This window comes from Shewanella sp. AS1 (assembly GCF_021412565.1).
In the GTDB taxonomy this organism is placed as follows: Bacteria; Pseudomonadota; Gammaproteobacteria; order Enterobacterales; family Shewanellaceae; genus Shewanella.
In genome coordinates, this window is record NZ_JAKCLJ010000011.1 from 86,148 (window position 1) to 112,811 (window position 26,664).

General features: G+C 47.3%; 24 protein-coding genes, 3 tRNA genes and 1 rRNA gene. 1 reads left to right on the forward strand and 27 read right to left on the reverse strand.

Annotated elements, in window-relative coordinates; all coding sequences use genetic code 11:
• Positions 1-7 precede the first annotated feature (7 nt).
• The 24 genes from rpsC to LZP69_RS13630 all read right to left on the reverse strand — a co-directional run bounded on the left by rpsC (position 8) and on the right by LZP69_RS13630 (position 22,879).
• The gene (gene rpsC / locus LZP69_RS13515; protein WP_234201257.1) at positions 8-697 is read right to left on the reverse strand and encodes a 30S ribosomal protein S3; all 690 of its coding nucleotides are present in this window, start codon (positions 695-697) and stop codon (positions 8-10) included.
• 9 nt (positions 698-706) lie between these two features.
• Entirely contained in the window at positions 707-1,039 is a 333-nt protein-coding gene (gene rplV, locus LZP69_RS13520; RefSeq protein ID WP_011863971.1) for a 50S ribosomal protein L22, read from the reverse strand.
• A gap of 15 nt (positions 1,040-1,054) precedes the next feature.
• Positions 1,055-1,333 (reverse strand): 30S ribosomal protein S19, encoded by a 279-nt coding sequence (rpsS, locus tag LZP69_RS13525; RefSeq protein ID WP_006083596.1) that lies wholly within the window; start codon positions 1,331-1,333, stop codon positions 1,055-1,057.
• An 11-nt stretch (positions 1,334-1,344) separates the two neighbouring features.
• Complete coding sequence (rplB, locus tag LZP69_RS13530) at positions 1,345-2,172, reverse strand: 50S ribosomal protein L2 (RefSeq protein WP_234201258.1); 828 nt, start codon at positions 2,170-2,172, stop codon at positions 1,345-1,347.
• A gap of 16 nt (positions 2,173-2,188) precedes the next feature.
• Positions 2,189-2,488 (reverse strand): 50S ribosomal protein L23, encoded by a 300-nt coding sequence (rplW, locus tag LZP69_RS13535; RefSeq protein WP_028774664.1) that lies wholly within the window; start codon positions 2,486-2,488, stop codon positions 2,189-2,191.
• Positions 2,485-3,090 carry a 50S ribosomal protein L4 gene (gene rplD, locus LZP69_RS13540; RefSeq protein WP_234201259.1) on the reverse strand — a complete coding sequence of 202 codons (606 nt, stop codon included), beginning with the start codon at positions 3,088-3,090 and terminating at the stop codon, positions 2,485-2,487. The genes rplW and rplD overlap by 4 nt, the downstream gene beginning before the upstream one ends.
• A 17-nt stretch (positions 3,091-3,107) precedes the next feature.
• Positions 3,108-3,746 (reverse strand): 50S ribosomal protein L3, encoded by a 639-nt coding sequence (gene rplC / locus LZP69_RS13545; protein ID WP_234201260.1) that lies wholly within the window; start codon positions 3,744-3,746, stop codon positions 3,108-3,110.
• Between the two features lie 27 nt (positions 3,747-3,773).
• Positions 3,774-4,085 carry a 30S ribosomal protein S10 gene (gene rpsJ, locus LZP69_RS13550; protein ID WP_011070616.1) on the reverse strand — a complete coding sequence of 104 codons (312 nt, stop codon included), beginning with the start codon at positions 4,083-4,085 and terminating at the stop codon, positions 3,774-3,776.
• Positions 4,086-4,431: 346 nt separating this feature from the next.
• Positions 4,432-5,616 carry an elongation factor Tu gene (tuf, locus tag LZP69_RS13555; protein ID WP_234201261.1) on the reverse strand — a complete coding sequence of 395 codons (1,185 nt, stop codon included), beginning with the start codon at positions 5,614-5,616 and terminating at the stop codon, positions 4,432-4,434.
• Positions 5,617-5,695: 79 nt separating this feature from the next.
• The gene (gene fusA, locus LZP69_RS13560) at positions 5,696-7,792 is read right to left on the reverse strand and encodes an elongation factor G (RefSeq protein WP_234201262.1); all 2,097 of its coding nucleotides are present in this window, start codon (positions 7,790-7,792) and stop codon (positions 5,696-5,698) included.
• A gap of 77 nt (positions 7,793-7,869) precedes the next feature.
• Complete coding sequence (gene rpsG / locus LZP69_RS13565) at positions 7,870-8,340, reverse strand: 30S ribosomal protein S7 (protein ID WP_234201263.1); 471 nt, start codon at positions 8,338-8,340, stop codon at positions 7,870-7,872.
• A gap of 81 nt (positions 8,341-8,421) precedes the next feature.
• Complete coding sequence (rpsL, locus tag LZP69_RS13570; protein WP_025823559.1) at positions 8,422-8,796, reverse strand: 30S ribosomal protein S12; 375 nt, start codon at positions 8,794-8,796, stop codon at positions 8,422-8,424.
• A 190-nt stretch (positions 8,797-8,986) separates the two neighbouring features.
• A complete protein-coding gene (gene rpoC, locus LZP69_RS13575; RefSeq protein ID WP_234201264.1) occupies positions 8,987-13,201 on the reverse strand; it encodes a DNA-directed RNA polymerase subunit beta' in 4,215 nt (1,404 codons plus the stop codon).
• A gap of 79 nt (positions 13,202-13,280) precedes the next feature.
• The gene (gene rpoB, locus LZP69_RS13580) at positions 13,281-17,312 is read right to left on the reverse strand and encodes a DNA-directed RNA polymerase subunit beta (RefSeq protein ID WP_234201265.1); all 4,032 of its coding nucleotides are present in this window, start codon (positions 17,310-17,312) and stop codon (positions 13,281-13,283) included.
• 241 nt (positions 17,313-17,553) lie between these two features.
• Positions 17,554-17,922 (reverse strand): 50S ribosomal protein L7/L12, encoded by a 369-nt coding sequence (rplL, locus tag LZP69_RS13585; RefSeq protein WP_234201266.1) that lies wholly within the window; start codon positions 17,920-17,922, stop codon positions 17,554-17,556.
• 53 nt (positions 17,923-17,975) lie between these two features.
• Positions 17,976-18,473: a 50S ribosomal protein L10 gene (gene rplJ / locus LZP69_RS13590; RefSeq protein ID WP_234201267.1), complete on the reverse strand. Its 498-nt coding sequence runs from the start codon at positions 18,471-18,473 to the stop codon at positions 17,976-17,978.
• Between the two features lie 265 nt (positions 18,474-18,738).
• Complete coding sequence (gene rplA, locus LZP69_RS13595) at positions 18,739-19,440, reverse strand: 50S ribosomal protein L1 (protein WP_234201268.1); 702 nt, start codon at positions 19,438-19,440, stop codon at positions 18,739-18,741.
• A gap of 4 nt (positions 19,441-19,444) precedes the next feature.
• Positions 19,445-19,873: a 50S ribosomal protein L11 gene (rplK, locus tag LZP69_RS13600; protein WP_234201269.1), complete on the reverse strand. Its 429-nt coding sequence runs from the start codon at positions 19,871-19,873 to the stop codon at positions 19,445-19,447.
• A 126-nt stretch (positions 19,874-19,999) separates the two neighbouring features.
• The gene (gene nusG / locus LZP69_RS13605; RefSeq protein ID WP_234201270.1) at positions 20,000-20,542 is read right to left on the reverse strand and encodes a transcription termination/antitermination protein NusG; all 543 of its coding nucleotides are present in this window, start codon (positions 20,540-20,542) and stop codon (positions 20,000-20,002) included.
• A 9-nt stretch (positions 20,543-20,551) separates the two neighbouring features.
• Entirely contained in the window at positions 20,552-20,923 is a 372-nt protein-coding gene (secE, locus tag LZP69_RS13610; protein ID WP_234201271.1) for a preprotein translocase subunit SecE, read from the reverse strand.
• Between the two features lie 306 nt (positions 20,924-21,229).
• Entirely contained in the window at positions 21,230-22,414 is a 1,185-nt protein-coding gene (tuf, locus tag LZP69_RS13615; RefSeq protein WP_234201261.1) for an elongation factor Tu, read from the reverse strand.
• Between the two features lie 188 nt (positions 22,415-22,602).
• Positions 22,603-22,676: transfer RNA gene (locus LZP69_RS13620), tRNA-Gly, on the reverse strand.
• Positions 22,677-22,712: 36 nt separating this feature from the next.
• Positions 22,713-22,797: transfer RNA gene (locus tag LZP69_RS13625), tRNA-Tyr, on the reverse strand.
• A 6-nt stretch (positions 22,798-22,803) separates the two neighbouring features.
• Positions 22,804-22,879: transfer RNA gene (locus LZP69_RS13630), tRNA-Thr, on the reverse strand.
• A gap of 230 nt (positions 22,880-23,109) precedes the next feature.
• Here LZP69_RS13630 and coaA point away from each other — a divergent pair.
• On the forward strand, positions 23,110-24,060 hold the full coding sequence (gene coaA / locus LZP69_RS13635; RefSeq protein WP_234201272.1) for a type I pantothenate kinase: 951 nt from the start codon (positions 23,110-23,112) through the stop codon (positions 24,058-24,060).
• 18 nt (positions 24,061-24,078) lie between these two features.
• Here coaA and birA read toward each other — a convergent pair whose 3' ends face one another.
• The 3 genes from birA to rrf all read right to left on the reverse strand — a co-directional run.
• Complete coding sequence (birA, locus tag LZP69_RS13640; RefSeq protein WP_234201273.1) at positions 24,079-25,038, reverse strand: bifunctional biotin--[acetyl-CoA-carboxylase] ligase/biotin operon repressor BirA; 960 nt, start codon at positions 25,036-25,038, stop codon at positions 24,079-24,081.
• The gene (murB, locus tag LZP69_RS13645) at positions 25,031-26,086 is read right to left on the reverse strand and encodes a UDP-N-acetylmuramate dehydrogenase (RefSeq protein WP_442800687.1); all 1,056 of its coding nucleotides are present in this window, start codon (positions 26,084-26,086) and stop codon (positions 25,031-25,033) included. The genes birA and murB overlap by 8 nt, the downstream gene beginning before the upstream one ends.
• Before the next feature lie 466 nt (positions 26,087-26,552).
• Positions 26,553-26,664, reverse strand: a 5S ribosomal RNA gene (gene rrf, locus LZP69_RS13650); the annotation flags it as partial.

A 26,664-nucleotide genomic window follows, 5' to 3' on the forward strand; every position in this document is an offset into this window, starting at 1 on the left:
AGCTCTCCTATTTACCGCGAGGCTTACGCTTCGGCTGCTGTTTCGGCTCTTCCAGTGCAGGTACAACGCCGTCCAGAACTTCACCTTTGAAGACCCAAACTTTAACGCCGATCACACCATATTGAGTGTGACTTTCTGCAGTAGAGTAGTCGATATCAGCACGCAGTGTATGTAGAGGCACACGACCTTCACGATACCACTCTGAACGCGCAATCTCAGCACCGCCTAGACGGCCGCTCACTTCAACTTTAATACCCTTAGCGCCAAGACGCATTGCATTTTGTACCGCACGCTTCATAGCACGACGGAACATAACACGACGCTCTAGCTGAGAAGCGATGCCTTCGGCAACCAGCTTCGCATCTAGCTCAGGCTTACGGATTTCAGCGATGTTGATTTGAGCTGGAGTACCAGTCAACTTGGCAACTTGGTCGCGCAACTTCTCAACGTCTTCACCTTTCTTACCAATCACAACACCTGGACGGGCAGTGTGAATAGTAACGCGAACACTCTTCGCTGGACGCTCGATAACGATCTTAGAAACTGAAGCTTGCTTAAGTTTCTTTTCTAGAAACTTACGCACTTCCCAGTCACTGCTCAGGTTATTGGCATAATCTGATTTATCAGCGTACCAAGTCGAGATCCAAGGCTTAGTGATACCCAGACGGATACCATTAGGATGTACTTTCTGTCCCATTGCTAACTCCTAGCGATCTGACACAACCACAGTAATGTGGCTGGTGCGCTTGATTATACGATCAGCACGGCCTTTAGCACGTGGCATGATACGCTTCATAGTTGGACCTTCATCTACAAAGACTTTTCCAACTTTCAGCTCGTCAATGTCAGCACCTTCATTGTGCTCAGCATTGGCGATAGCAGAATCAAGTACTTTTTTAACAAGTACAGCTGCTTTCTTAGGGCTGAAAGTCAAAATTTCGAGAGCCTTAGCAACAGGCAGTCCACGAATTTGATCTGCAACCAAACGGCACTTTTGAGGCGACGTACGGGCAAAACGATGTTTAGCTAAAACTTCCATCTTGAGTCTCCCGTATTAACGCTTCTTCGCTTTCTTATCAGCAGCGTGGCCGCGATAAGTGCGAGTTGGTGAAAATTCACCAAGCTTGTGACCGATCATTTCGTCAGTTACGAACACAGGTACGTGCTGACGACCATTATGGACAGCGATGGTCAACCCAATCATGTTAGGGATGATCATTGAGCGACGTGACCAAGTCTTGATAGGCTTCTTGTCACCCGCTTCCATCGCTTTCTCTACCTTCTTCAGCAAGTGTAGGTCAATGAATGGACCTTTCTTGAGAGAACGTGGCATGGCGAATCCTCTTACTTTTTGTTACGACGACGTACAATGTACTTGTCGGTGCGTTTATTACTACGAGTCTTATAACCCTTAGTTGGGACACCCCATGGAGTTACTGGATGACGACCACCAGAAGTACGGCCTTCACCACCACCATGTGGATGGTCTACTGGGTTCATTGCAACACCACGAACTGTTGGGCGTACGCCTCTCCAGCGCTTAGCACCTGCTTTACCTAACTGGCGTAGCATGTGTTCGGCATTACCAACTTCACCCAGAGTCGCGCGGCAATCAACTGGAACTTTACGCATTTCGCCAGAGCGAAGACGTAGAGTTGCATAAGCGCCATCACGAGCTACAACTTGTACATAAGTACCTGCTGAACGAGCGATTTGAGCACCTTTACCAGGCTTCATTTCAACTGCGTGTACAACACTACCTACTGGGATGTTGCGTAATGGCAAAGCGTTACCCGCTTTGATTTCTGCATCGATACCAGACTGGATCTTATCACCAGCTTGCATGCCTTTAGCAGCAAGGATGTAACGACGCTCACCATCAGCATACAAAACAAGTGCGATGTTAGCTGTGCGGTTTGGATCATATTCCAAACGCTCAACTTTTGCAGGGATACCATCTTTATCGCGTTTAAAGTCGATTAGACGGTAATGCTGCTTGTGTCCACCACCTACGTGACGAACAGTGATACGACCGGTGTTATTACGGCCACCACTCTTAGATTTTTTCGCCAACAGGCCAGCAAAAGGTTTACCCTTGTGCAGATCGCTGTTTACCACTTTAACTACGTGGCGACGCCCAGCAGAGGTTGGCTTACACTTAATAACTGCCATGATAATTCTCCTTTGCTTACTCAGCGCCGACGAAATCGATGTCAGCACCAGCAGCCAAAGTCACATAGGCTTTTTTCCAATCGCTACGACGGCCAGTACGGGCACCGTGACGCTTAGTTTTACCTTTGTTAACTAGAGTGCGAACTGAATCAACTTCAACTTCGAACAACTTAGCTACTGCAGCCTTGATTTCAGCTTTAGTCGCATCGATAGCTACACGGAAAACGACCGTGTTGTTATTTTCAGCGCATACAGTACTCTTTTCAGAGATGTGTGGCGCTAGAATAACTTTTAGCAAACGTTCTTCGCTTATCATCCCAGCATCTCCTCGATTTGCTTAACAGCATCGGCAGTAACTAGTACTTTGTTGAACGCGATTAGACTTACTGGATCGATACCAGCAACGTCACGTACGTCAACTTTGTATAGGTTGCGTGCAGCTAAGAACAAGTTCTCGTCAATTTCTGGAGTAACAATTAAAACGTCTTCCAGGTTCATTTCCGCCAATTTGGTTTTCAGCTCTTTAGTTTTAGGAGCGTCAACACCGAATGACTCAACGACAACAAGGCGATCTTGACGTACCAATTCGGACAGAATGCTTTTCAGCGCGCCGCGGTACATCTTCTTGTTAACTTTTTGGCTGTGATCTTGTGTTTTAGCAGCGAAAGAAACGCCACCGCCACGCCAGATTGGGCCTTTAACAGTACCAGCACGTGCACGGCCAGTACCTTTTTGGCGCCATGGCTTTTTGCCAGAGCCAGTTACTTCTGCGCGAGTCTTTTGAGCACGAGTGCCCTGACGCGCGTTTGCAGCGTATGCTACAACTACCTGATGAACCAGTGCTTCATTAAAGTCACGGCCGAAGGTAGTTTCGGAAACTTCAAGAGCACTCTGTGCGTCTTTCAATACCAATTCCATTACTATCTCCTCAGACCTTAAGCTTTAACGGCAGGCTTGATGATCAGGTCGCCGTTTGTAGCGCCTGGAACTGCACCCTTAACCAATAGCAGGTTACGTTCAACATCTACACGTACAACGTCTAGATTTTGAGTAGTAACGCGCTCGGCACCCATGTGGCCAGACATTTTCTTACCTTTGAAAACGCGACCTGGTGTTTGGTTTTGACCGATAGAACCGTTAGCTCTATGTGCCAATGAGTTACCGTGTGTTGCATCTTGGGTACGGAAGTTCCAACGCTTAATACCGCCTTGGAAGCCTTTACCTTTTGATTGACCAGTAACATCAACTTTCGCTACGTCAGCGAAGATATCAACATTAAGCTCGGCACCAACTTCAATGCCTTCGCCTTCACCATCAGCCAAACGCATTTCCCATAAACCACGACCAGCTTCAACGCCAGCCTTAGCAAAGTGACCTGCTTCTGGTTTAGTGATGCGATTAGCTTTTTTGGTACCAGTAGTAACTTGAAGTGCACGGTAACCGTCAGTTTCTAAAGTTTTCACTTGAGCAACGCGGTTAGCTGCGATTTCAATTACTGTTACAGGTATTGACGCACCATCTTCAGTGAAGATGCGAGTCATACCTACTTTACGACCGATAAGACCGATAGCCATCTCTCAAACCTCTTCTAAGGATCTCAATTAACCTAAGCTAATCTGAACGTCAACACCAGCCGCAAGATCAAGACGCATAAGTGCATCAACAGTCTTTTCAGTCGGCTCTACGATATCAACAAGACGCTTATGAGTACGAAGTTCGTACTGATCACGCGCATCTTTGTTAACGTGTGGAGAGATCAAAACGGTATAACGCTCTTTGCGCGTTGGCAGTGGGATTGGACCACGTACCTGGGCGCCTGTGCGCTTAGCAGTTTCAACGATTTCCGCTGTAGACTGATCGATCAAACGATGATCAAATCCTTTCAAGCGGATACGGATTCTTTGGTTCTGCATTGACCAGAGCTCCTAAAATGGACACATAAAAAATCACCCTCTAGCTTCTTCCTTTGTGGAAAAGCAGAGCGAGATGATTTAACCGTTCGACTCCAAATCGGAGTCGCTGTATTATTTTACGTCGGCTTCAAGAACCGACAACTTTCGCCTAATGGTTAAGGCGAGGGGGTATTATACAGATCTCAATTTAGAGATCAACCCCGTTGTATGAATTAACGGCAGTTGGCCGCCAACTCCTAAAGTGGCGAGTATTATACGCTTAGTTTTACTAAAAGCTAGCATTGAAAATCAGCTAATAAAAAAGGCAGCCTAAGCTGCCTTTTTCTGTGTCGTAAAATCTTCGCGATTAAGCGATGATCTTAGCTACAACACCTGCACCTACTGTGCGGCCACCCTCACGGATAGCGAAACGTAAACCTTCGTCCATCGCGATTGGGCAGATCAGAGTTACGATCATCTTGATGTTGTCGCCTGGCATTACCATCTCTACGCCTTCTGGCAGTTCGATAGTACCGGTTACGTCAGTTGTACGGAAGTAGAACTGTGGACGGTAGCCTTTGAAGAATGGAGTGTGACGACCACCTTCTTCTTTTGACAGTACGTAAACTTCTGATTCGAACTGAGTGTGTGGAGTGATTGAACCAGGCTTAGCCAATACTTGACCACGCTCAACTTCATCACGCTTAGTACCACGTAGTAGTACACCACAGTTCTCACCTGCACGACCTTCGTCAAGCAGCTTACGGAACATTTCAACACCAGTACAAGTTGTCTTAGTAGTGTCTTTGATACCAACGATTTCTACTTCGTCACCTACACGTACGATACCGCGCTCAACACGACCGGTAACTACTGTACCACGGCCTGAGATTGAGAATACGTCTTCGATTGGCAGAATGAATGCACCGTCGATAGCACGCTCTGGCTCTGGAATGTAAGTATCTAGAGCTTCAGCTAGTTCTAGGATCTTAGCTTCCCACTGAGCGTCGCCTTCTAGGGCTTTCAGTGCAGAACCTTGGATAACTGGCAGGTCATCACCTGGGAAGTCGTATTCAGAAAGAAGTTCACGAACTTCCATCTCAACTAGCTCTAACAGCTCTTCGTCATCTACCATGTCACACTTGTTCATGAATACGATGATGAAAGGTACACCTACCTGACGTGAAAGCAGGATGTGCTCACGAGTCTGTGGCATTGGACCGTCAGTAGAAGCAACTACTAGGATAGCGCCGTCCATCTGTGCAGCACCAGTGATCATGTTTTTAACATAGTCAGCGTGGCCTGGGCAGTCTACGTGTGCGTAGTGACGTGATGGCGTATCGTATTCGATGTGAGAAGTATTAATGGTAATACCGCGCTCACGCTCTTCTGGAGCGTTATCGATCTGTGCGAAGTTTCTCGCTTCACCACCGTAAGTCTTCGATAATACTGAAGAGATAGCTGCAGTCAGAGTTGTTTTACCATGGTCAACGTGACCGATGGTGCCCACGTTTACGTGGGGTTTGCTACGTTCAAATTTTTCTTTAGCCACGATTATATTCCTTTCTTTTCAGAAATACTCAGTCTCGCTGAGTTATAGCATTCAATATGAGTTATAGACTACTTTGCGCTTATCCGCGCGATTCTATAACTGATTTTGCAACGTTCTGCGGTGCATCTGCATACTTCAAAAACTCCATGGAGTATGAAGCACGGCCTTGAGTGGCACTACGTAGGTCAGTTGCGTACCCAAACATTTCCGACAAAGGTACTACGGCGTGAACCAGTTTAACACCGCCAACACCGTCATCCATGCCTTCGATCAAACCTCGACGTCTGTTTAAGTCGCCTACTACATCGCCCATGTAGTCTTCAGGAGTGGTCACTTCTACCTTCATACAAGGTTCGAGTAACACAGGGCTCGCTTCGAGCGCCCCTTTCTTAAAGCCCATAGAGCCAGCAACTTTAAACGCCATTTCGTTTGAGTCGACATCATGGTAAGAGCCATCATAAAGAGTGACTTTTACATCAAGCACAGGGAAGCCAGCCAATACGCCGTTCTTCATCTGTTCTTGAATCCCTTTGTCTACCGCAGGGATGTATTCTCTTGGAACTACACCACCAACAATCTCGTTGACAAATTCGTAACCGAAACCTTCTTCTTGAGGTTCCAGACGTAACCACACATGACCGAATTGTCCTCGACCACCGGATTGACGCACAAATTTGCCTTCCGCTTCTACACTCGAGCGAATAGTTTCACGATAAGCAACCTGAGGTTTACCTACGTTACACTCGACACTGAATTCGCGACGCATACGGTCGACAATAATGTCTAAGTGCAACTCACCCATTCCCGAGATCAGGGTTTGACCCGATTCTTCGTTGGTTTCAACGCGGAAAGATGGGTCTTCCATTGCCAGTTTTTGCAATGCTAGCGCCATCTTATCTTGGTCGGCCTGGGATCTTGGTTCCACAGCAATCGTGATAACGGGCTCAGGGAACTCCATGCGTTCGAGAATAACCTTATGATCAGAATCGCAAAGTGTGTCACCTGTTGTGACATCTTTCAGACCAATGGCGGCGGCGATATCGCCGGCACGCACTTCTTTGATCTCTTTACGGTCGTTTGCGTGCATCTGCACCATACGACCTATACGTTCACGCTTCTGTTTCACTGAGTTATAAACGCCCGAACCGGCTTCCAATACGCCTGAATAAACACGCATAAAGGTGAGAGTTCCAACGAATGGGTCTGTTGCTATCTTAAATGCCAGCGCAGAGAAAGGAGCGTTATCGTCCGCAGGACGCTCAACTTCATTCTCTTTGTCATCGATCCCTTTAATAGCGGGAACTTCGACAGGCGATGGTAGATAATCCACAACAGCATCGAGTACAGCTTGCACACCTTTGTTCTTAAATGCAGAACCACAGGTAGCTAGCACGATCTCGTTAGCCAGAGTTCGTTTACGCAATGCTGCTTTGATCTCTGCTTCTGTTAACTCGCCCTCTTCGAGGTACTTGTCCATCAGTTCATCAGAGGCTTCTGCCGCACACTCAACCAGATATTCACGCATTTCAGCTGCCTTATCGGCCAGCTCTGCAGGAATATCTTCATAGGTGAAAGTCATACCTTGATCAGCTTCATTCCAGTTAATGGCTTTCATCTTGATCAGGTCAATAACACCTTTAAACTCTTCTTCTGTACCTATATTCATCTGAATCGGTACACAAGTGGCTCCCAGACGTTTACGTATCTGTCCTACGACACGGTCAAAGTCTGCCCCTGCGCGGTCCATCTTATTGACGAACACTATGCGCGGCACATGATACTTGTCCGCTTGACGCCATACAGTTTCGGACTGAGGTTCAACACCAGATGAACCACAGAACACCACAACCGCGCCATCAAGCACGCGCAGCGAACGTTCAACTTCAATAGTGAAGTCAACGTGGCCAGGGGTGTCGATGATATTGATACGATGCTCAGTAAATTGTGCATCCATACCGCGCCAGAACGTAGTGGTAGCCGCCGACGTGATAGTAATACCACGCTCTTGCTCCTGTTCCATCCAGTCCATGGTGGCTGCACCATCATGTACCTCACCTATCTTGTGAGACATACCTGTGTAGAACAAAACTCGTTCGGTTGTTGTGGTCTTGCCTGCGTCAACGTGAGCACAGATACCGATATTACGGTAGCGCTCAATAGGAGTTGTACGAGCCACGATTAAATCCCTCTTTCACTAAGGCAAACACCTTAGCCATGTAAAACGTGGTGCAGGCAATTGCCTGCACCAAAAGATTACCAGCGGTAATGAGCGAACGCTTTGTTCGCTTCTGCCATACGATGCACGTCTTCGCGCTTCTTAACAGCAGTTCCTTTATTTTCGGAAGCATCTAGCATTTCACCTGCTAGACGTAGAGCCATAGATTTTTCACCACGCTTACGCGCAGCTTCAACTAACCAGCGCATCGCTAGTGCGTTACGACGCACTGGACGAACTTCACATGGTACCTGGTAAGTAGAACCACCAACGCGACGAGATTTAACCTCGACACTTGGGCGTACGTTTTCCAGGGCAGTTTCAAGGATAACTAAGTGCTCTTCGCCTTTCTTTTCAGCGACAACATCTAGTGCCTTGTAGATGATTTTTTCTGCAGTCGACTTTTTGCCGTCCTGCATAATGACGTTGATGAACTTAGCCAACAACTCACTATGAAATTTTGGATCTGGTAGGATTTTACGTTGTCCTACAACGCGACGTCTTGGCATAACAATTTCTCCGTATGCTTCAGGGACCCCAAAACTGGAATCTCAATATATCTCTAGCTTGGCCTTACTTAACGGATATCGTTAAGACTTAGGACGCTTAGCACCGTACTTAGAACGGCCTTGGCGACGTGTAGTCACGCCAGCACAGTCTAATGCGCCACGAACAGTGTGATAACGCACACCTGGTAAGTCTTTAACACGACCACCACGAATAAGAATCACGCTGTGTTCCTGCAGGTTGTGGCCTTCACCGCCGATGTACGAAGTTACTTCGAAACCGTTAGTTAGACGCACACGAGCTACTTTACGTAGTGCAGAGTTAGGTTTTTTTGGTGTGGTTGTGTATACGCGAGTACAAACACCACGTTTTTGTGGACACGCATTCAACGCGGGCACGTTAGTCTTTTCGACTTTAGGCGCGCGAGGCTTACGTACCAACTGGTTTACAGTTGCCATGTATAGCTCCGAATCAGTTGATAAACTCAACAGTAAGGTGTGAAAAATCTATATCCCACAGGTGTGGGACGCGAAATTTTAGAAAGGTAATGCTGCGCTGTCAAGAAATAGCCAACTTTTTACCCTATTTAACTAAAAAAAAGGCACCCTAGGTGCCTTTTTTTACAATCAACTAACCTTTAGGTCACGATTAATCGTCACTTCCCGCAAGGTTAAGCAGATCCGCAAGGTTCTGCTCTGCTTCGCTAGCGCTGATAGTAGGTACTTCTTCTACCTGTCCTTTCGCACCAGCCTGGTTACGGTTCATGTGATACGCATAACCTGTACCGGCAGGGATCAGACGACCCACGATCACGTTCTCTTTCAAGCCACGCAGCTTATCGCTCTTACCGCCTACGGCAGCTTCGGTCAATACGCGTGTGGTTTCCTGGAACGATGCCGCTGAGATAAATGACTCAGTCGCCAAAGATGCCTTAGTGATACCCAGCAGTTCGCGTTCGAACTGAGCAGGTTGTTTGCCTTGCGCTTCAAGTTCGCGGTTAGCGATCTTAACGCGAGACACTTCAACTTGTTCACCTGGCAGGAATTCACTATCACCCGCTTCAGTGATCTCACACTTACGCAGCATCTGACGGATAATCACTTCGATATGCTTATCGTTAATCTTCACGCCCTGTAGACGATATACGTCCTGGACTTCGTTAACGATATAGTTAGCCACTTTGTGAATACCGCGTAGACGCAGAATATCGTGTGCCGCTTCTGGACCGTCAGCGATAACTTCACCACGTTCGACTTTTTCACCTTCGAACACGTTCAGGTTACGCCACTTAGGGATCATCTCTTCGTATGGCTTACCACCATCGGCAGGCGTGATCACTAGACGACGCTTACCTTTGGTCTCTTTACCAAAGGAGATAGTACCTGAGTACTCAGCCAGAATGGCAGGCTCTTTTGGCTTACGTGCTTCGAACAAGTCGGCTACCCGTGGCAGACCACCGGTAATATCGCGAGTCTTAGACGATTCTTGTGGAATACGTGCTAATGCGTCACCAACGTTGATTGCTGCGTTATCGTCTTTATTGACGATCGCCTTGCCAGGCAAGAAGTATTGCGCAGGCACATCGGTACCAGGAATCATCAGATCGTTACCGTCGGCATCGACCAGACGGATAGCTGGACGCATCTCTTTACCAGCAGATGGACGTTGACCCACATCCAGTACCACGATTGAAGACAGACCCGTCAGCTCATCGGTTTGACGTGTCATAGTGACACCGTCGATCATATCAACGAACTTGATACTACCAGCCACCTCAGAAACGATTGGGTGAGTATGCGGATCCCAGTTAGCTATGATTTCACCGGCAGTAACTGCGGCATCTTCCAGCTTCTCAAGGATAGTACCGTATGGCACCTTGTAACGCTCTTTCTCACGACCCAGCTCATCGATAACCGCCAGCTCAGACGAACGAGAAACGATAACCAGTTTACCTTCGCTGTTAGTAACGTGTTTAGCGTTATGCAGCTTAAGAGTACCGTCGTTCTTAACTTGAACGTTGTTTTCTGCCGATGCTCTCGATGCAGCACCACCGATGTGGAAGGTACGCATCGTCAGCTGTGTACCTGGCTCACCGATTGACTGAGCAGCTACAACACCAATAGCTTCACCTTGGTTGATCAGGTGACCGCGTGCAAGGTCACGACCATAACAGGCGGCACACACACCAAAGTCAGTGTCACAGGTGATAACTGAACGAACGATAACTTCGTCAACTGAGTTCTCTTCCAACTTATCACACCAGGCTTCATCAAGCAGAGTGTTACGAGGAGCAAGGATCTCTTCAGTACCAGGGTAGTAAACATCTTCTGCAACCACACGGCCGAGAACACGCTCACGCAATGGCTCAACCACATCACCACCTTCGATAAGTGGCTTCATGGTGAGACCTTCATGGGTACCACAATCGTCTTCGATAACCACTAAGTCTTGGGCAACGTCAACCAGACGACGAGTCAAGTAACCAGAGTTCGCTGTCTTAAGTGCGGTATCCGCCAGACCCTTACGCGCACCGTGAGTAGAGATGAAGTACTGTAGTACGTTCAGACCTTCACGGAAGTTCGCGGTAATTGGCGTTTCGATGATCGAGCCATCTGGCTTAGCCATCAGACCACGCATACCCGCTAGCTGACGAATCTGCGCCGCACTACCACGAGCGCCAGAGTCGGCCATCATGTAGATGCTGTTGAACGAAGCCTGTGTCTCTTCTTCGCCATCACGGTTAATCACTGTCTCAGTAGACAGGTTATCCATCATCGCCTTAGAAACTTTTTCGTTCGCACTTGCCCAGATATCGATAACTTTGTTGTAGCGCTCACCCGCGGTAACAAGACCCGACTGGAACTGCTCCTGAATCTCAAGTACTTCGGCTTCTGCATCGGCAACAAGCGTGTACTTCTCATCTGGGATCACCATGTCGTTGATACCCACAGACGCGCCCGATACGGTTGCGAAGTGGAAACCTGTGTACATCAACTGGTCAGCAAAGATAACAGTATCTTTCAGACCCAACTGACGGTAACAGGTGTTCAGCAACTTAGAGATCTGCTTCTTACCCATGTTTTGGTTAACCAAATCATAAGATAAGCCTTTTGGCAGAACCTGAGATAACAGGGCACGACCCACGGTTGTATCTACGATACGACGTGATTGAGTCTGCTCACCATCTTCACCGATAGTGGTCTCAGTAATACGCACCTTAACTCGCGCATGCAGCTCGGCAACGCCTGTGCGGTAAGCTTTTTCAACTTCTGCAACAGACTCAAATGCCATACCTTCACCGCGGCCATTTACGCGCTCACGGCTGGTGTAGTAAAGGCCCAATACAACGTCCTGAGAAGGTGTGATCACCGGCTCACCGTTTGCAGGTGACAGGATGTTGTTGGTAGACATCATCAATGAACGTGCTTCTAACTGAGCTTCTAAAGTCAGTGGCACGTGTACCGCCATCTGGTCACCGTCGAAGTCAGCGTTATAGGCCGCACACACCAATGGGTGCAGTTGGATCGCTTTACCTTCAATCAGTACAGGTTCGAACGCCTGGATACCCAATCTGTGCAGCGTTGGTGCACGGTTAAGCATTACAGGGTGTTCGCGGATCACGTCATCTAGAACGTCCCATACTTCTGGAACTTCACGCTCAACCATCTTCTTAGCTGCTTTGATTGTGGTAGCAAGACCACGACCTTCCAGCTTGCCATAGATGAATGGCTTGAACAGTTCGAGTGCCATCTTCTTAGGCAGACCACACTGGTGCAGACGCAGAGTCGGACCTACGGTAATTACCGAACGGCCTGAGTAGTCAACACGTTTACCCAGTAGGTTCTGACGGAAACGACCTTGCTTACCTTTGATCATATCGGCCAAAGATTTCAGCGGGCGCTTGTTAGAACCGGTAATAGCACGACCACGACGACCGTTATCTAATAGTGCATCGACAGACTCTTGCAGCATACGCTTTTCGTTGCGCACGATGATGTCTGGTGCAGCCAAGTCTAATAGACGCTTCAAACGGTTGTTACGGTTGATCACGCGGCGATACAGGTCGTTCAGATCTGAAGTCGCAAAGCGGCCGCCATCGAGTGGTACTAGAGGACGCAGATCGGGTGGCAGAACCGGTAACACTTTGAGGATCATCCACTCTGGCTTGTTGCCTGAAGTGTAGAATGCCTCAATTAGCTTAAGACGCTTAGTGATCTTCTTGCGACGAGTTTCAGAGTTGATAGATGGCAACTCTTCACGCATCATCTCGATCTCTTTCTCAAGATCGATAGCACGAAGTAACTCAAGTACCGCTTCGGCACCCATCTTAGCTTCAAACTCATCACCATATTCTTCCAGTGCGTCGAGGTAGTTTTCCTCGGTCAGCATCTGGCCGCGCTCAAGACTGGTCATGCCAGGCTCGATCACAACGAATGATTCGAAGTAAAGCACGCGCTCGATATCACGCAGAGTCATATCCAGCATCAAACCGATACGGGACGGCAATGATTTCAAGAACCAAATGTGTGCAACTGGGCTGGCTAGATCTATGTGACCCATACGCTCACGACGTACTTTAGTCTGGGTAACTTCTACACCACACTTTTCACAGATCACGCCACGATGCTTAAGGCGCTTATACTTGCCACATAAACATTCGTAATCTTTTACCGGACCAAAAATACGCGCACAGAACAAACCTTCACGCTCAGGCTTAAATGTACGGTAGTTGATGGTTTCTGGCTTCTTAACTTCACCAAATGACCAAGAACGGATCAGATCTGGCGACGCTAGGCCAATCTTGATACCTTCAAATTCTTCAGTCTTGCTTTGCTGTTTCAGAAACTTTAATAAGTCTTTCACGTTTCTCTCCTGAAGGAGTTAAACCGGGTGCCCCGCTCGCGCAGAGCACCGTTTATTGCCAAATTTGGCTGCCTTAGTCTTACTCTTGATCCAACTCGATATTGATACCGAGTGAGCGGATCTCCTTCAACAATACGTTGAAGGACTCAGGCATACCTGGCTGCATCTGATGGTTACCGTCGACGATGTTCTTATACATCTGGGTACGACCGTTAACGTCATCAGACTTCACAGTTAGCATCTCTTGTAGAGTGTAAGCGGCACCATAAGCTTCAAGTGCCCATACTTCCATCTCACCGAAACGCTGACCACCAAACTGAGCTTTACCGCCCAATGGCTGCTGAGTAACAAGACTGTAAGAACCTGTTGAACGCGCGTGCATCTTATCGTCAACCAAGTGGTTAAGTTTAAGCATGTACATGTAACCTACGGTTACTGGACGTTCAAATTGGTTACCGGTACGACCGTCAAACAGAGTGCGTTGTCCAGAAGTTGGCAGACCTGCTAGTTCTAGCATTTCCTTAATTTCTTTCTCTTTCGCACCGTCGAACGCTGGGGTCGCAGTCGGAATACCGCCTTTGAGGTTCTTCGCAAGACGAATAATTTCTTCATCGGTAAATGAATCGATATCGACACGCTGCTGCACGCCTTCACCGAGTTCATAAACTTGCTTGATGTAGTTACGAAGTTCTGCAAGTTCGCGCTGTTCTTCAAGCATAGCTGTGATACGATCACCAATGCCCTTCGCTGCAGCGCCTAAATGCACTTCAAGAACCTGACCTATGTTCATACGAGAAGGTACGCCGAGAGGGTTCAGTACGATATCCACTGGGTCACCATTTTCGTCGTATGGCATATCTTCAATTGGGTTGATCTTAGAGATCACACCCTTGTTACCATGACGACCCGCCATCTTATCACCAGGCTGGATAGTACGTTTAACTGCCAGGTAAACCTTAACAATCTTCAGTACACCAGGTGCTAAGTCATCACCCTGGGTGATCTTACGGCGTTTGATCTCGAACTTCTTATCAAAGTCAGCTTTTAACTCTTCATGCTGTTCAGCTAACTGCTCAAGCTCAGTCTGCTTAGCTTCATCATCAATGCTTTGTACAAGCAGTTGCGGACGAGGCAGCGCATTAAGCTCAGCTTCGCTGAAACCAGCACCAAGCAGTAGGTTGAATGCACGGCCAAAGACACCTTCTTCAAGGATCTTGAACTCTTCGGTCAGGTCTTTCTTAGCCTGAGCGATGTGCATCTCTTCAATTTCTACTGCACGCTTATCTTTCTCAACGCCGTCACGGGTAAATACCTGAACGTCGATGATGGTACCTTTAACTGAGTTAGGTACACGCAGAGAACTGTCTTTCACATCAGACGCTTTTTCACCGAAGATAGCGCGTAGCAGCTTCTCTTCAGGGGTCAGCTGTGTTTCACCCTTAGGTGTCACTTTACCAACCAGGATGTCGCCACCCTTCACTTCGGCGCCGATGTAAACGATACCTGACTCGTCCAACTTAGACAGAGCAGACTCACCTACGTTTGGAATATCGGCGGTGATCTCTTCGCTACCCAGCTTAGTATCACGAGCGATACAAGACAGCTCCTGAATGTGGATAGTGGTGAAACGATCTTCCTGGGCAACACGCTCAGAGATTAAGATCGAGTCTTCGAAGTTGTAACCGTTCCAAGGCATGAAGGCGATACGCATGTTTTGACCAAGCGCCAAATCACCTAAATCGGTAGATGGGCCGTCAGCCAATACGTCACCACGAACCACTGGCTCACCCACAGCGCAACATGGACGCTGGTTGATACAGGTGTTCTGGTTAGAACGTGTGTACTTAGTCAGGTTGTAGATGTCGATACCGGCTTCGCCTGGTGTCAGCTCATCTTCATTTACTTTAACTACGATGCGGCTGGCATCGACATAGTCAACATAACCGCCACGCTTAGCAGCCACAACCACGCCAGAATCAACAGCCAGAGTACGCTCAATACCTGTACCGACTAGCGGCTTGTCGGCGCGCAGTGTTGGTACCGCTTGACGTTGCATGTTCGCACCCATCAATGCACGGTTCGCGTCATCGTGTTCAAGGAATGGAATCAGCGATGCTGCCACAGAAATAATCTGTTGTGGAGATACGTCCATATATTGAACGTCAGCGGCGCGCATAAAGGTAGATTCACCCTTATGACGACAAGCGATCTGCTCTTCAACCATACGGCCATTGGCATCGACTTCGATGTTCGCCTGAGCGATCACATAACGGCCTTCTTCGATCGCTGACAAGTAATCGACTTGGTCAGTGATCACACCATCAACAACCTTACGGTATGGTGTTTCGAGGAAACCATAAGAGTTAGTGCGCGCAAAGCTCGATAGCGAGTTGATCAGACCAATGTTTGGACCTTCAGGGGTCTCAATTGGACACAGACGACCATAGTGAGTTGGGTGAACGTCACGGACTTCGAAGCCAGCACGCTCACGGGTCAAACCACCTGGGCCAAGAGCCGAAATACGACGCTTGTGTGTCACTTCTGACAGCGGGTTATTCTGATCCATAAACTGAGACAGCTGTGACGAACCGAAGAACTCTTTCACTGCAGCTGAAATTGGCTTAGCGTTGATTAAGTCTTGTGGCATCAGCTCGTTAAGATCGCCAAGGCTTAAACGCTCACGTACGGCACGTTCTACACGAACTAGACCGACACGGAACTGGTTCTCAGCCATCTCGCCGACGCTACGGATACGACGGTTACCCAAGTGATCGATATCATCCACCTCATCATTACCGTTACGGATCTTGATGATGTTTTGCATTACTGCAACGATATCTTCTTTGGTCAGAATACCAGTGCCTTCGTCATCATCGATACCAAGACGACGGTTGAACTTCATACGACCCACTTTAGACAGGTCATAACGCTCTTCGCTGAAGAACAGGTTCTGGAACAGGGCTTCTGCAGCATCTTTGGTTGGTGGCTCGCCAGGACGCATCATGCGGTAGATCTCAACTAACGCTTCTAAGCGGTTAGTGGTTGAATCGATACGCAGTGTGTCAGAGATATAAGCACCGTGATCAAGCTCGTTGATAAACAGGGTGTCGATCTCTTTGATGTCGGCCATAGATAGCTTGGCAAGATCTTCTAAGCTGATTTCTGCGTTTGCAGATAACAAGACTTCGCCCGTATCTGGGTCGATATAATCTTGCGCAGCAATCTTGCCAGAAATGTACTCAACTGGTACTTCAAGCTCAGTGGTATTGGTCTTTTCAAGTTGACGAATGTGACGCGCAGTAATGCGACGACCTTTCTCAACTATCACTGTACCTTCGGCATCTTTAATGTCATAGCTTGCAGTCTCACCGCGCAGGCGGTCTGCAACAAGCTCCATCACTAAAGTATCTTTCTTGATCTTGTACTTAACACGCTCAAAAAAGAGATCAAGGATATCTTGGGTCGAATAATCAAGTGCACGTAGAATGATAGACGCCGCTAATTTACGACGACGGTCAATACGAACAAACAGTGCATCTTTTGGATCGAATTCGAAATCTAACCATGAACCACGGTAAGGAATAATACGTGCGTTATACAGCACCTTACCAGAAGAGTGGGTTTTACCACGGTCGTGATCGAAGAAGACACCAGGGCTACGATGTAACTGAGAAACGATAACACGCTCAGTACCGTTGATCACAAAGGTACCGTTCTCAGTCATTAGAGGGATATCCCCCATGTAGACTTCTTGTTCTTTAATATCTTTTACTGTGCCAGGTGCAGCTTCACGGTCATACAGAACCATACGTAATTTAACACGTAGTGGCGCAGAGTATGTAACACCGCGAATTTGACACTCTTTCACATCAAAAACTGGCTCGCCTAGCTTATAGCTGACATATTGCAGCTCTGAATTACCAGAAAAGCTCTTGATGGGAAAAACGCTACGGAAAGCGGCTTCTAAACCACGCTCGCCTGTAGGATCTTGATCGGTGAACTTCTTAAATGAGTCCAACTGGATTGACAGCAGGTAAGGGATGTCCAACACTTGTGGGCGCTTACCAAAGTCTTTGCGAATACGCTTCTTTTCAGAATAGGAGTAAACCATGGGTTTCCTCTGATTGCGAGATGTGACCAAGACTGAATCAACGAATCTGTTGAAACAGCACGTTTGCCCATCACCGTTGAAAGCAAGAACCTAACCAGTAATCTCTGCTAGGAACTGCGAAATCTGGCGACAAACGGTGAATAAAAAATCGCCTACGCTTACAGCGCAAAAAAGGCCGACGGTTAAAAAACCGCCAGCCCTCCACCCGATGACTCGGGAGAGTTGTAAGTTAGATTATAACTTACTTGATCTCTACTTGAGCACCAGCTTCTTCAAGCTCTTTCTTCAGTGCTTCAGCTTCTTCTTTAGAGATAGCTTCTTTAACTGCTACTGGAGCAGATTCAGCCATACCTTTAGCTTCTTTCAGGCCTAGGCCTGTAGCGCCACGAAGAGCTTTAATTACTGCAACTTTGTTGTCGCCGTGAGAAGTAAGAATTACGTCGAATTCTGTTTTCTCTTCAGCAGCAGCGCCAGCGTCACCGCCACCAGAAACAACAGCAGCAGCGGCAGAAACGCCGAACTTCTCTTCCATTGCTTCGATTAGTTCAACAACTTCCATTACAGACATAGCTGCAAGGGCTTCTAAGATTTGGTCTTTAGTGATAGACATAACAAAAAATTCCTAATTGTACTGAATTCAATTTAATTAAGCGGCTTGTAAAATTAAGCAGCTTCTTTCTGATCGCGTAGAGCGGCCAATGTACGAACGAACTTGCCAGCAGATGCTTCTTTCAGAGTCATCATGAACTGAGCCAGTGCTTCTTCGTATGTTGGTAGTTTTGCTAAACGATCAATGTTGTCTGCAGGGATAAATTCCCCTTCAAAGGCTGCTGCTTTGATTTCAAAATTCTGTTGCGCTTTTGCGAAATCTTTAAGAAGACGCGCAGCGGCACCTGGGTGCTCATTAGAAAATGCAATCAAAGTAGGACCTGTAAACGTATCGCTTAGGCACTCAAAAGCAGTACCTTCAACAGCGCGTTTAACTAGAGTGTTACGTACAACTTTAACGTATACACCAGCTTCACGAGCGGCTTTACGAAGACCGGTCATATCACCTACAGTCACACCGCGAGAATCGGCTACAACTGCAGATAAAGCACCTTTGGCAGCTTCGTTGACTTCAGCAACAATCGCTTTTTTGTCTTCGAGTCTTAATGCCATTGGCTTTACTCCTGGATTCTATCTAGGGAACATCCCTAGCAATTACCATACTAAATCAATTGATTTAGTTACTTACGGCGCGAATATCCAGGCAGAAATAAATCTATCTGGGGTCCGACACCGTCTACGTAGGGAATTAAGTTAACCTGTTGGTTAGCACCTACGGTCTTGGACGTGAACAGTTAAACTTGCGTAAAACTGTCCTCAACCCACAAGGTGGACGGATTATAAATTAAACCGACCACCTTGTAAAACTTGCTCGTAATTAAGCAGAAGGATTCAGAGTGCTCTGATCTACTGCAACACCTGCACCCATAGTGGTAGAGATGCTTACTTTCTTAACGAAAACGCCTTTCGCTGCAGCTGGCTTAGCTTTGATAAGCGCGCCTAACAGTGCATCGAGGTTTTCTTTAAGTTGAACAGTTTCGAAATCCACTTTACCGATAGTAGTGTGGATAATACCGTTCTTGTCGTTGCGGTAACGAACTTGACCCGCTTTCGCGTTCTTAACAGCTTCAGCAACGTTTGGCGTTACAGTACCTGTCTTAGGGTTAGGCATCAGACCACGTGGGCCTAAGATTTGACCTAACTGACCAACAACGCGCATTGCATCTGGAGATGCGATAACAACGTCAAAGTTCATTTCACCAGCTTTAATTTGTGCAGCCAGATCGTCCATACCAACAAGCTCAGCACCAGCTTCAGTAGCGGCTTCAGCGTTGGCACCTTGAGTGAATACAGCAACACGTACTTCACGACCTGTACCATGTGGCAACACAGTTGCACCACGAACGTTTTGGTCAGATTTACGTGGGTCAACACCTAGGTTAACCGCCACATCAACACTCTCAACGAACTTAGCAGTAGCGAGTTCTTTTAGTAGTGCAACAGCTTCGTTGATGTCGTAGCTTTTAGTTACTTCTACTTTTTCGCGGATCAGACGCGCGCGTTTAGTTAGCTTTGCCATGATATTAATCCTCTACTACCAAACCCATTGAACGCGCAGTACCTTCGATTGAGCGAGTCATCGCTTCAATGTCAGCACCAGTCATATCAGCGGCTTTAGTCTCAGCGATTTCCTGGACAGCGCTACGCTTGATGGTTCCCACTTTTTGAGTGTTAGGACGGCCAGAACCAGACTTAAGACCTGCTGCCTTAAGCAGTAGGAATGAAGCAGGTGGAGTCTTAGTTTCAAAAGTGAAAGAACGGTCGCTATAAACAGTAATAACAACAGGAATTGGCATACCTTTCTCGAACTTTTCAGTACGAGCGTTGAATGCTTTACAGAATTCCATGATGTTAACACCTTTTTGACCCAATGCTGGACCAACTGGTGGCGACGGGTTTGCAGCACCGGCTGCTACTTGTAGTTTGATGTAACCATCAACTTTCTTTGCCATGAGACATTTTCCTCAAGTTTGGGTACAAACGCTAGCGACGACATGCCGATTAGCTCCCCGAAAATAATGGGTGCGGATTATACAAATAATCCACACCCATTGCCAATTTTTTTGTGCTTAATTTAATCAGGTTTTTTCAATCTGACTGAAGTCGAGCTCTACCGGAGTCGAACGTCCGAAGATCATCACAGACACTTTAACGCGGTTCTTCTCGTAGTCGACCTCTTCAACCGTACCGTTGAAGTCGGCAAAAGGACCGTCGGTGACACGCACAACTTCACCTGGCTCGAACATCACACGATGTGTCGGAGACGCTGTAGTTTCCTGCAGGCGCTGCAGAATCGCATCCGCTTCACGATCAGAAATAGGTGCTGGGCGATCTGAAGTACCACCGATGAAGCCCATAACACGTGGAATGCTCTTCACTAAGTGCCAGCTTTCATCGTTCATCTCCATCTGGACTAATACATAGCCAGGGAAGAACTTACGTTCGCTTTTCCGACGTTGACCTGCACGCATCTCTACCACTTCTTCGGTAGGAACTAGCACTTCACCAAAGTAGTGCTCCATCTCGTGCATCTTGATGTGTTCAAGCAATGATTTGCACACACGACCTTCATAACCCGAAAAGGCCTGAACCACATACCATCTTTTTTTAGCTTCAGTCATAGGAAATGCCTATACGCCCGTAATAAAGTTAACAATTCTCAGTAATACAGCATCCATCCCCCATAGGATTAATGCCAAAATACCGGTTGCCGCTAAAACGATGAAAGTAGTATTCAAGGCTTCTTGGCGTGTAGGCCAAACAACTTTGCGGACTTCGATATGCGACTCACGAGCAAAAGTTAATGCTTGCTTGCCTTTATTCGTTTGCAGCGCGATAAAGCCGGCTATTGCAAATGCCACTACGACACCTATAGCACGAACCAATACGCTTGCTTCGCTATACATTTGATTAGCAATAATAGCAGCGGCTAATAGAATAACTACTAGGCCCCACTTAACGATATCCAGAGAATTCCCCTGGTTTTCAGTATTTGTTGTCATCGGTTAATTCCGTTACTCACTACGACCTGAGCTTAAGTCTGATCAACTTTCAATTCTTTTCTAAACAAAGACGACTTTGATCATTCCACTTTATTGCCCGAGCTTACCCACTTCTCAAACAAAAGTCAGCTCAGAGGGTCAAAAATCGGCCATAGATTGTATTCTTATTCACTACAATTGGCAAGGTAACTACCCAGGTTCACGGTAAATATTGGTCACGATAAAGGTATTATCGCCACAAATTTTTCACTCAAACAAAAAAGGCAGCCTAAGCTGCCTTTTTCTGTGTCGTTAATATCTTCGCGATTAAGCGATGATCTTAGCTACAACACCTGCACCTACTGTGCGGCCACCTTCACGGATAGCGAAGCGTAAACCTTCGTCCATCGCGATTGGGCAGATCAGAGTTACGATCATCTTGATGTTGTCGCCTGGCATTACCATCTCTACGCCTTCTGGCAGTTCGATAGTACCGGTTACGTCAGTTGTACGGAAGTAGAACTGTGGACGGTAGCCTTTGAAGAATGGAGTGTGACGACCACCTTCTTCTTTTGACAGTACGTAAACTTCTGATTCAAACTGAGTGTGTGGAGTGATTGAACCAGGCTTAGCCAATACTTGACCACGCTCAACTTCATCACGCTTAGTACCACGTAGTAGTACACCACAGTTCTCACCTGCACGACCTTCGTCAAGCAGCTTACGGAACATTTCAACACCAGTACAAGTTGTCTTAGTAGTGTCTTTGATACCAACGATTTCTACTTCGTCACCTACACGTACGATACCGCGCTCAACACGACCGGTAACTACTGTACCACGGCCTGAAATTGAGAATACGTCTTCGATTGGCAGAATGAATGCACCGTCGATAGCACGCTCTGGCTCTGGAATGTAAGTATCTAGAGCTTCAGCTAGTTCTAGGATCTTAGCTTCCCACTGAGCGTCGCCTTCTAGGGCTTTCAGTGCAGAACCTTGGATAACTGGTAGGTCATCACCTGGGAAGTCGTATTCAGAAAGAAGTTCACGAACTTCCATCTCAACTAGCTCTAACAGCTCTTCGTCATCTACCATGTCACACTTGTTCATGAATACGATGATGAAAGGTACACCTACCTGACGTGAAAGCAGGATGTGCTCACGAGTCTGTGGCATTGGACCGTCAGTAGAAGCAACTACTAGGATAGCGCCGTCCATCTGTGCAGCACCAGTGATCATGTTTTTAACATAGTCAGCGTGGCCTGGGCAGTCTACGTGTGCGTAGTGACGTGATGGAGTGTCGTATTCGATGTGAGAAGTATTAATGGTAATACCGCGCTCACGCTCTTCTGGAGCGTTATCGATCTGTGCGAAGTTTCTCGCTTCACCGCCGTAAGTCTTCGATAATACTGAAGAGATAGCTGCAGTCAGAGTTGTTTTACCATGGTCAACGTGACCGATGGTGCCCACGTTTACGTGAGGTTTGCTACGTTCAAATTTTTCTTTAGCCATGGTATTGCCCCAATTAAGAGATACTTGGTGATGAAATCTACATACAACAAAAAATCCGATGCCTATATGTCATCGAATCGATTCATTTAAGATAATTAGGAGAATTCAGTGAGGCGGGCTGAGGGCAGTTTATCAAGAACGGCGCCCGTATGGGCATGCTCATGGATACGGGCACAATCAGCGAAAATTGGAGCGGATGGCGGGAATCGAACCCGCGTTATCAGCTTGGAAGGCTGGAGTAATACCATTATACGACATCCGCGCAACCTAACTAAGGTTACCTAACTACCTTGAAAAATGGTGGAGGGAGAAGGATTCGAACCTTCGAAGGCGGAGCCGTCAGATTTACAGTCTGATCCCTTTGGCCACTCGGGAACCCCTCCAGAAAATGGTGCCGGCACCAAGAGTCGAACTCGGGACCTACTGATTACAAGTCAGTTGCTCTACCAACTGAGCTATGCCGGCGCATCATTTCGGTAGCGGATATTAGGTAATCGTGAGCACAAGTGCAATAGCTAATTTTAAAAATCTGCAAAAAAATTGTTTGAGCGATGATTTTTCAGGCACCAAATTGATTAAGCGTTCACTATTACAGCAGAAACTCCCTTACGACTTCTCTGCCGTATGTAAAACACCTTTAGCAGTTGTCCCCCCCGAGCCTATGGTGTACTGTGCGTCTGCTAATGGAGATTAACATGCAAGTCACTAATCAAATTCATAATGCTTTATATCTGGCTTTTGCAAGACAACAATGGGCTGAACTCAGAAAATCTGTCCCTTTGACCTTGAGCGAGTCAGACCTTGCTGATCTCAGAGGTATCAACGAGTCTATCTCCCTAGATGAAGTTACCGATATCTATCTGCCCCTCAGCCGCCTGCTAAACCTGATTGTCGAGGCAAAACAGCAGCGCGGATTGGTACTCAATCAGTTTCTCGGCCGCGTGCCCCCAAAGCGCCCCTATATTATCAGCATTGCGGGTAGTGTCGCGGTAGGCAAAAGTACCACAGCACGTATCCTGCAGGCATTGCTCAGGCAGTGGCGGGAACACCCGAAAGTCGACTTAGTCACCACAGATGGTTTTCTTTACCCATTAGCCGAACTCAAGCGCCGCGGCTTGCTGCAACGTAAAGGCTTCCCTGAAAGTTATGATATGAAGATGCTGGTCGAGTTTATCTCTAAGATAAAGGCTGGCGAGAGTCTGGTACATGCACCTATCTACTCTCATATTACCTACGATCGGGTGACAGATACTCAGCATGCCATAGAGCAGCCCGATATCCTGATCATCGAAGGATTGAATGTGCTACAAACAGGACAGGATACCCATGTGGCGATTCAGCAGCCTTTCGTCTCCGACTTTGTCGACTTCTCTATCTATGTCGATGCCGAAGAATCGCTATTAAAGGAGTGGTACATCTCGAGGTTCTTAAAATTCCGAAGTGGCGCCTTTAGCGATCCTAACTCCTACTTCCATCATTATTCAGCGCTGAATGATGCTGAGGCGAACAAAATAGCCGGCAATATTTGGGATTCAATTAACGGCCCGAACCTGAACTTGAATATTTTACCCACCCGCGACCGGGCACACCTGATCTTGCGCAAAGGGCAAGATCATATGATGCATCAGGTATTGATGCGTAAATAATATGATTCCGATGCGCGCCTATAGGGCTCGCATCGAAATTTCACCACCCACGTAGGCATTAATCTTATCGCCTTGCTTGAGTAAAATTGCGCCCTGTTCATCGACACCGCAGCAGACGCCTTCAATCACATTATCGGCCATTAACAGCTTGATCTCTTTGCCATAAAACAGATCCGCGTCTCGCCAGCGTTCGGCAAAAGCTTTTAATCCATCTCGTTGAAAACACTCTAAATCTTTCACCAACTGCAGCTGCAAATGAATCATCAATTGCGTTTTATCGATATTAATATCCAACTGAGACAGATCGCTCCAGGGTTGATCTATCTTCTGCGCCTGATACGCTGACATAGACAGGTTCATCCCTATCCCTATCACCAGATTACACTCACTGTCAGCCTGGCCACTCATCTCAACCAAAATGCCTGCCAGCTTCTTATGATTGAGGTAAATATCGTTGGGCCATTTAACCCCAATCCCATCGACTCCCATCTGCCTTAAAACAGTCACCAGCGAGCAGCCGACAACTAAGCTCAGCCCCATTGCCTGCGCCATGCCCTGAGAAAAACGCCAAAACAGAGATGTATAGAGATGGCAACCATAGGGCGACACCCAGGTACGCCCCCGTCGTCCGCGCCCTGCCGACTGGTATTCGGCGATACAGATATCGCCACTGGAGAGTTCGTCGATATGGTTAAGCAAGAATCCGTTAGTACTGGCAATTTCGTCGAAATAGAAGCAGCGGTTTTTAATATTGGCCTTCAGGCGCTTCTCATCGATTAAAGAGACAGGTGTCGCTAACTTATAACCTTTGCCCTTCACGCTGTAGATATCAACGCCAAACTCTTCTAAATTCGCGACTTGCTTACTCACCGCCGAGCGCGAAATTCCAAGCTCACCAGCCAAATCCTCGCCAGAAACAAAACCACCCTTGCCCAACAAATCAATAATCGCCCGACGGCGAGTCCACTGTTCATGCATCTTGTATATCCTTCTGTGCATCCGCGCCGATAATTCTCGGCTCAACCTCAAGGCTGACACCAAATTGCCGATACACCTTATCGATCACTAACCTGGCCAAACGACAAACATCATCGCCACTACAGCCACCATTGTTCACTATTACCAAGGCCTGCTTAAGATGAACCGATGCCGCGCCAACATGCGTGCCTTTTAGCCCCGCCTTATCGATAAGCCAGGCCGCAGCCAGTTTCACCTGAGAGTCAGCCAACCGATAACCCACAATATCCTCATAGGTCGCTTGCAGCCCTTTAAATGCCTTTTCACTGATCACAGGATTCTTAAAGAAACTGCCTACATTGCCCAATATCTGAGGATCGGGTAACTTCTCTGCACGAGTAGCACAGATACAATCAAACACGGCTTGCGGGGTCACCTCTTTGTTATCCTTTGATGTGTTATCCTCTGATAACTGCTGTAAAGGACCATAAGTTAGATTCGGCTGCCATGCCTTAGCCAGCCTTAAGCCAACCCTAAGAATAACTGCCTTATCCTTGAGCTCGCCTTTAAATATGGACTCACGATAACCAAAGGCACACTCGTCATTGTTCAGCGTCTTTATCTCACCAGACTCAAGGTCAAGATATTCAACCCACTCACAAAACTGAGCCAGTTCTGCGCCATAAGCACCTATATTCTGAATAGGCGCCGCCCCGACACAGCCCGGAATTAATGCTAAATTCTCAAGACCATGCATATTGTGCTTAAGGCAATATTCGACCAATCCATGCCAGTTTTCACCTGCCGCAACAGAAAGAAGATAATGAGATTCATCATGGGTCACCTCTATGCCTTTAGTCTCAATCACCACAGCTCTGCCAACGAAATCAGCTGTAAGCACAAGGTTGCTGCCACCGCCTATCAACAATAGAGGCTGCTTTGATTTAAATGCCTCTAAACAGGCGTGGATCAGAGTTTCATCGTCACCAACTTGGATCAATTGATCACAATAGACATTTAAACCCAGAGTATTAAATTGAAGAAGTGAATGTTTGATAATCAAGTCCATGAAAATAAATCGAGTAAACAAACAACATTGTATCTTATCTTCATTAGACTGCATAAACCTAGACTGAGTTTAAATTTGCAAAATGGCCATGTTAACAATGAATTTGAACACCCTATTGCTTGTCATTTAGTTTTAAACGCCCAAACGAAAAAATCCCCAACACAGTGTGCTGGGGATTATCGACTCTCTTACGAGTTAACTTTTTGTCTTCACTTTTCGAAAAAGTGAAAACCAAAGTGGCGCTTGGCGATGACCTACTCGGTTCGCGCAGCGAACACATGGGGGCGAAGAAGTCCTGCTATGGATGCAACGCATTCAAGGGCTTTGAAGCGCGCAGCAGCTGTGCTGCAAGCTGAGGGGCCCACCCACGAAGTGGCTGTGGGCTGCATGTGAAGTAGCACTTTCGCGGAGCGTATAAAGCAAATAGCCCTAGCGTTTTAGGCTAGGGCTATTTGCTTTATTAGGCGCCTGGAAATGACCTACTCTCACATGGGGAGACCCCACACTACCATCGGCGCGATTGCGTTTCACTTCTGAGTTCGGGATGGGATCAGGTGGGGCCACAATGCTATGGTTTC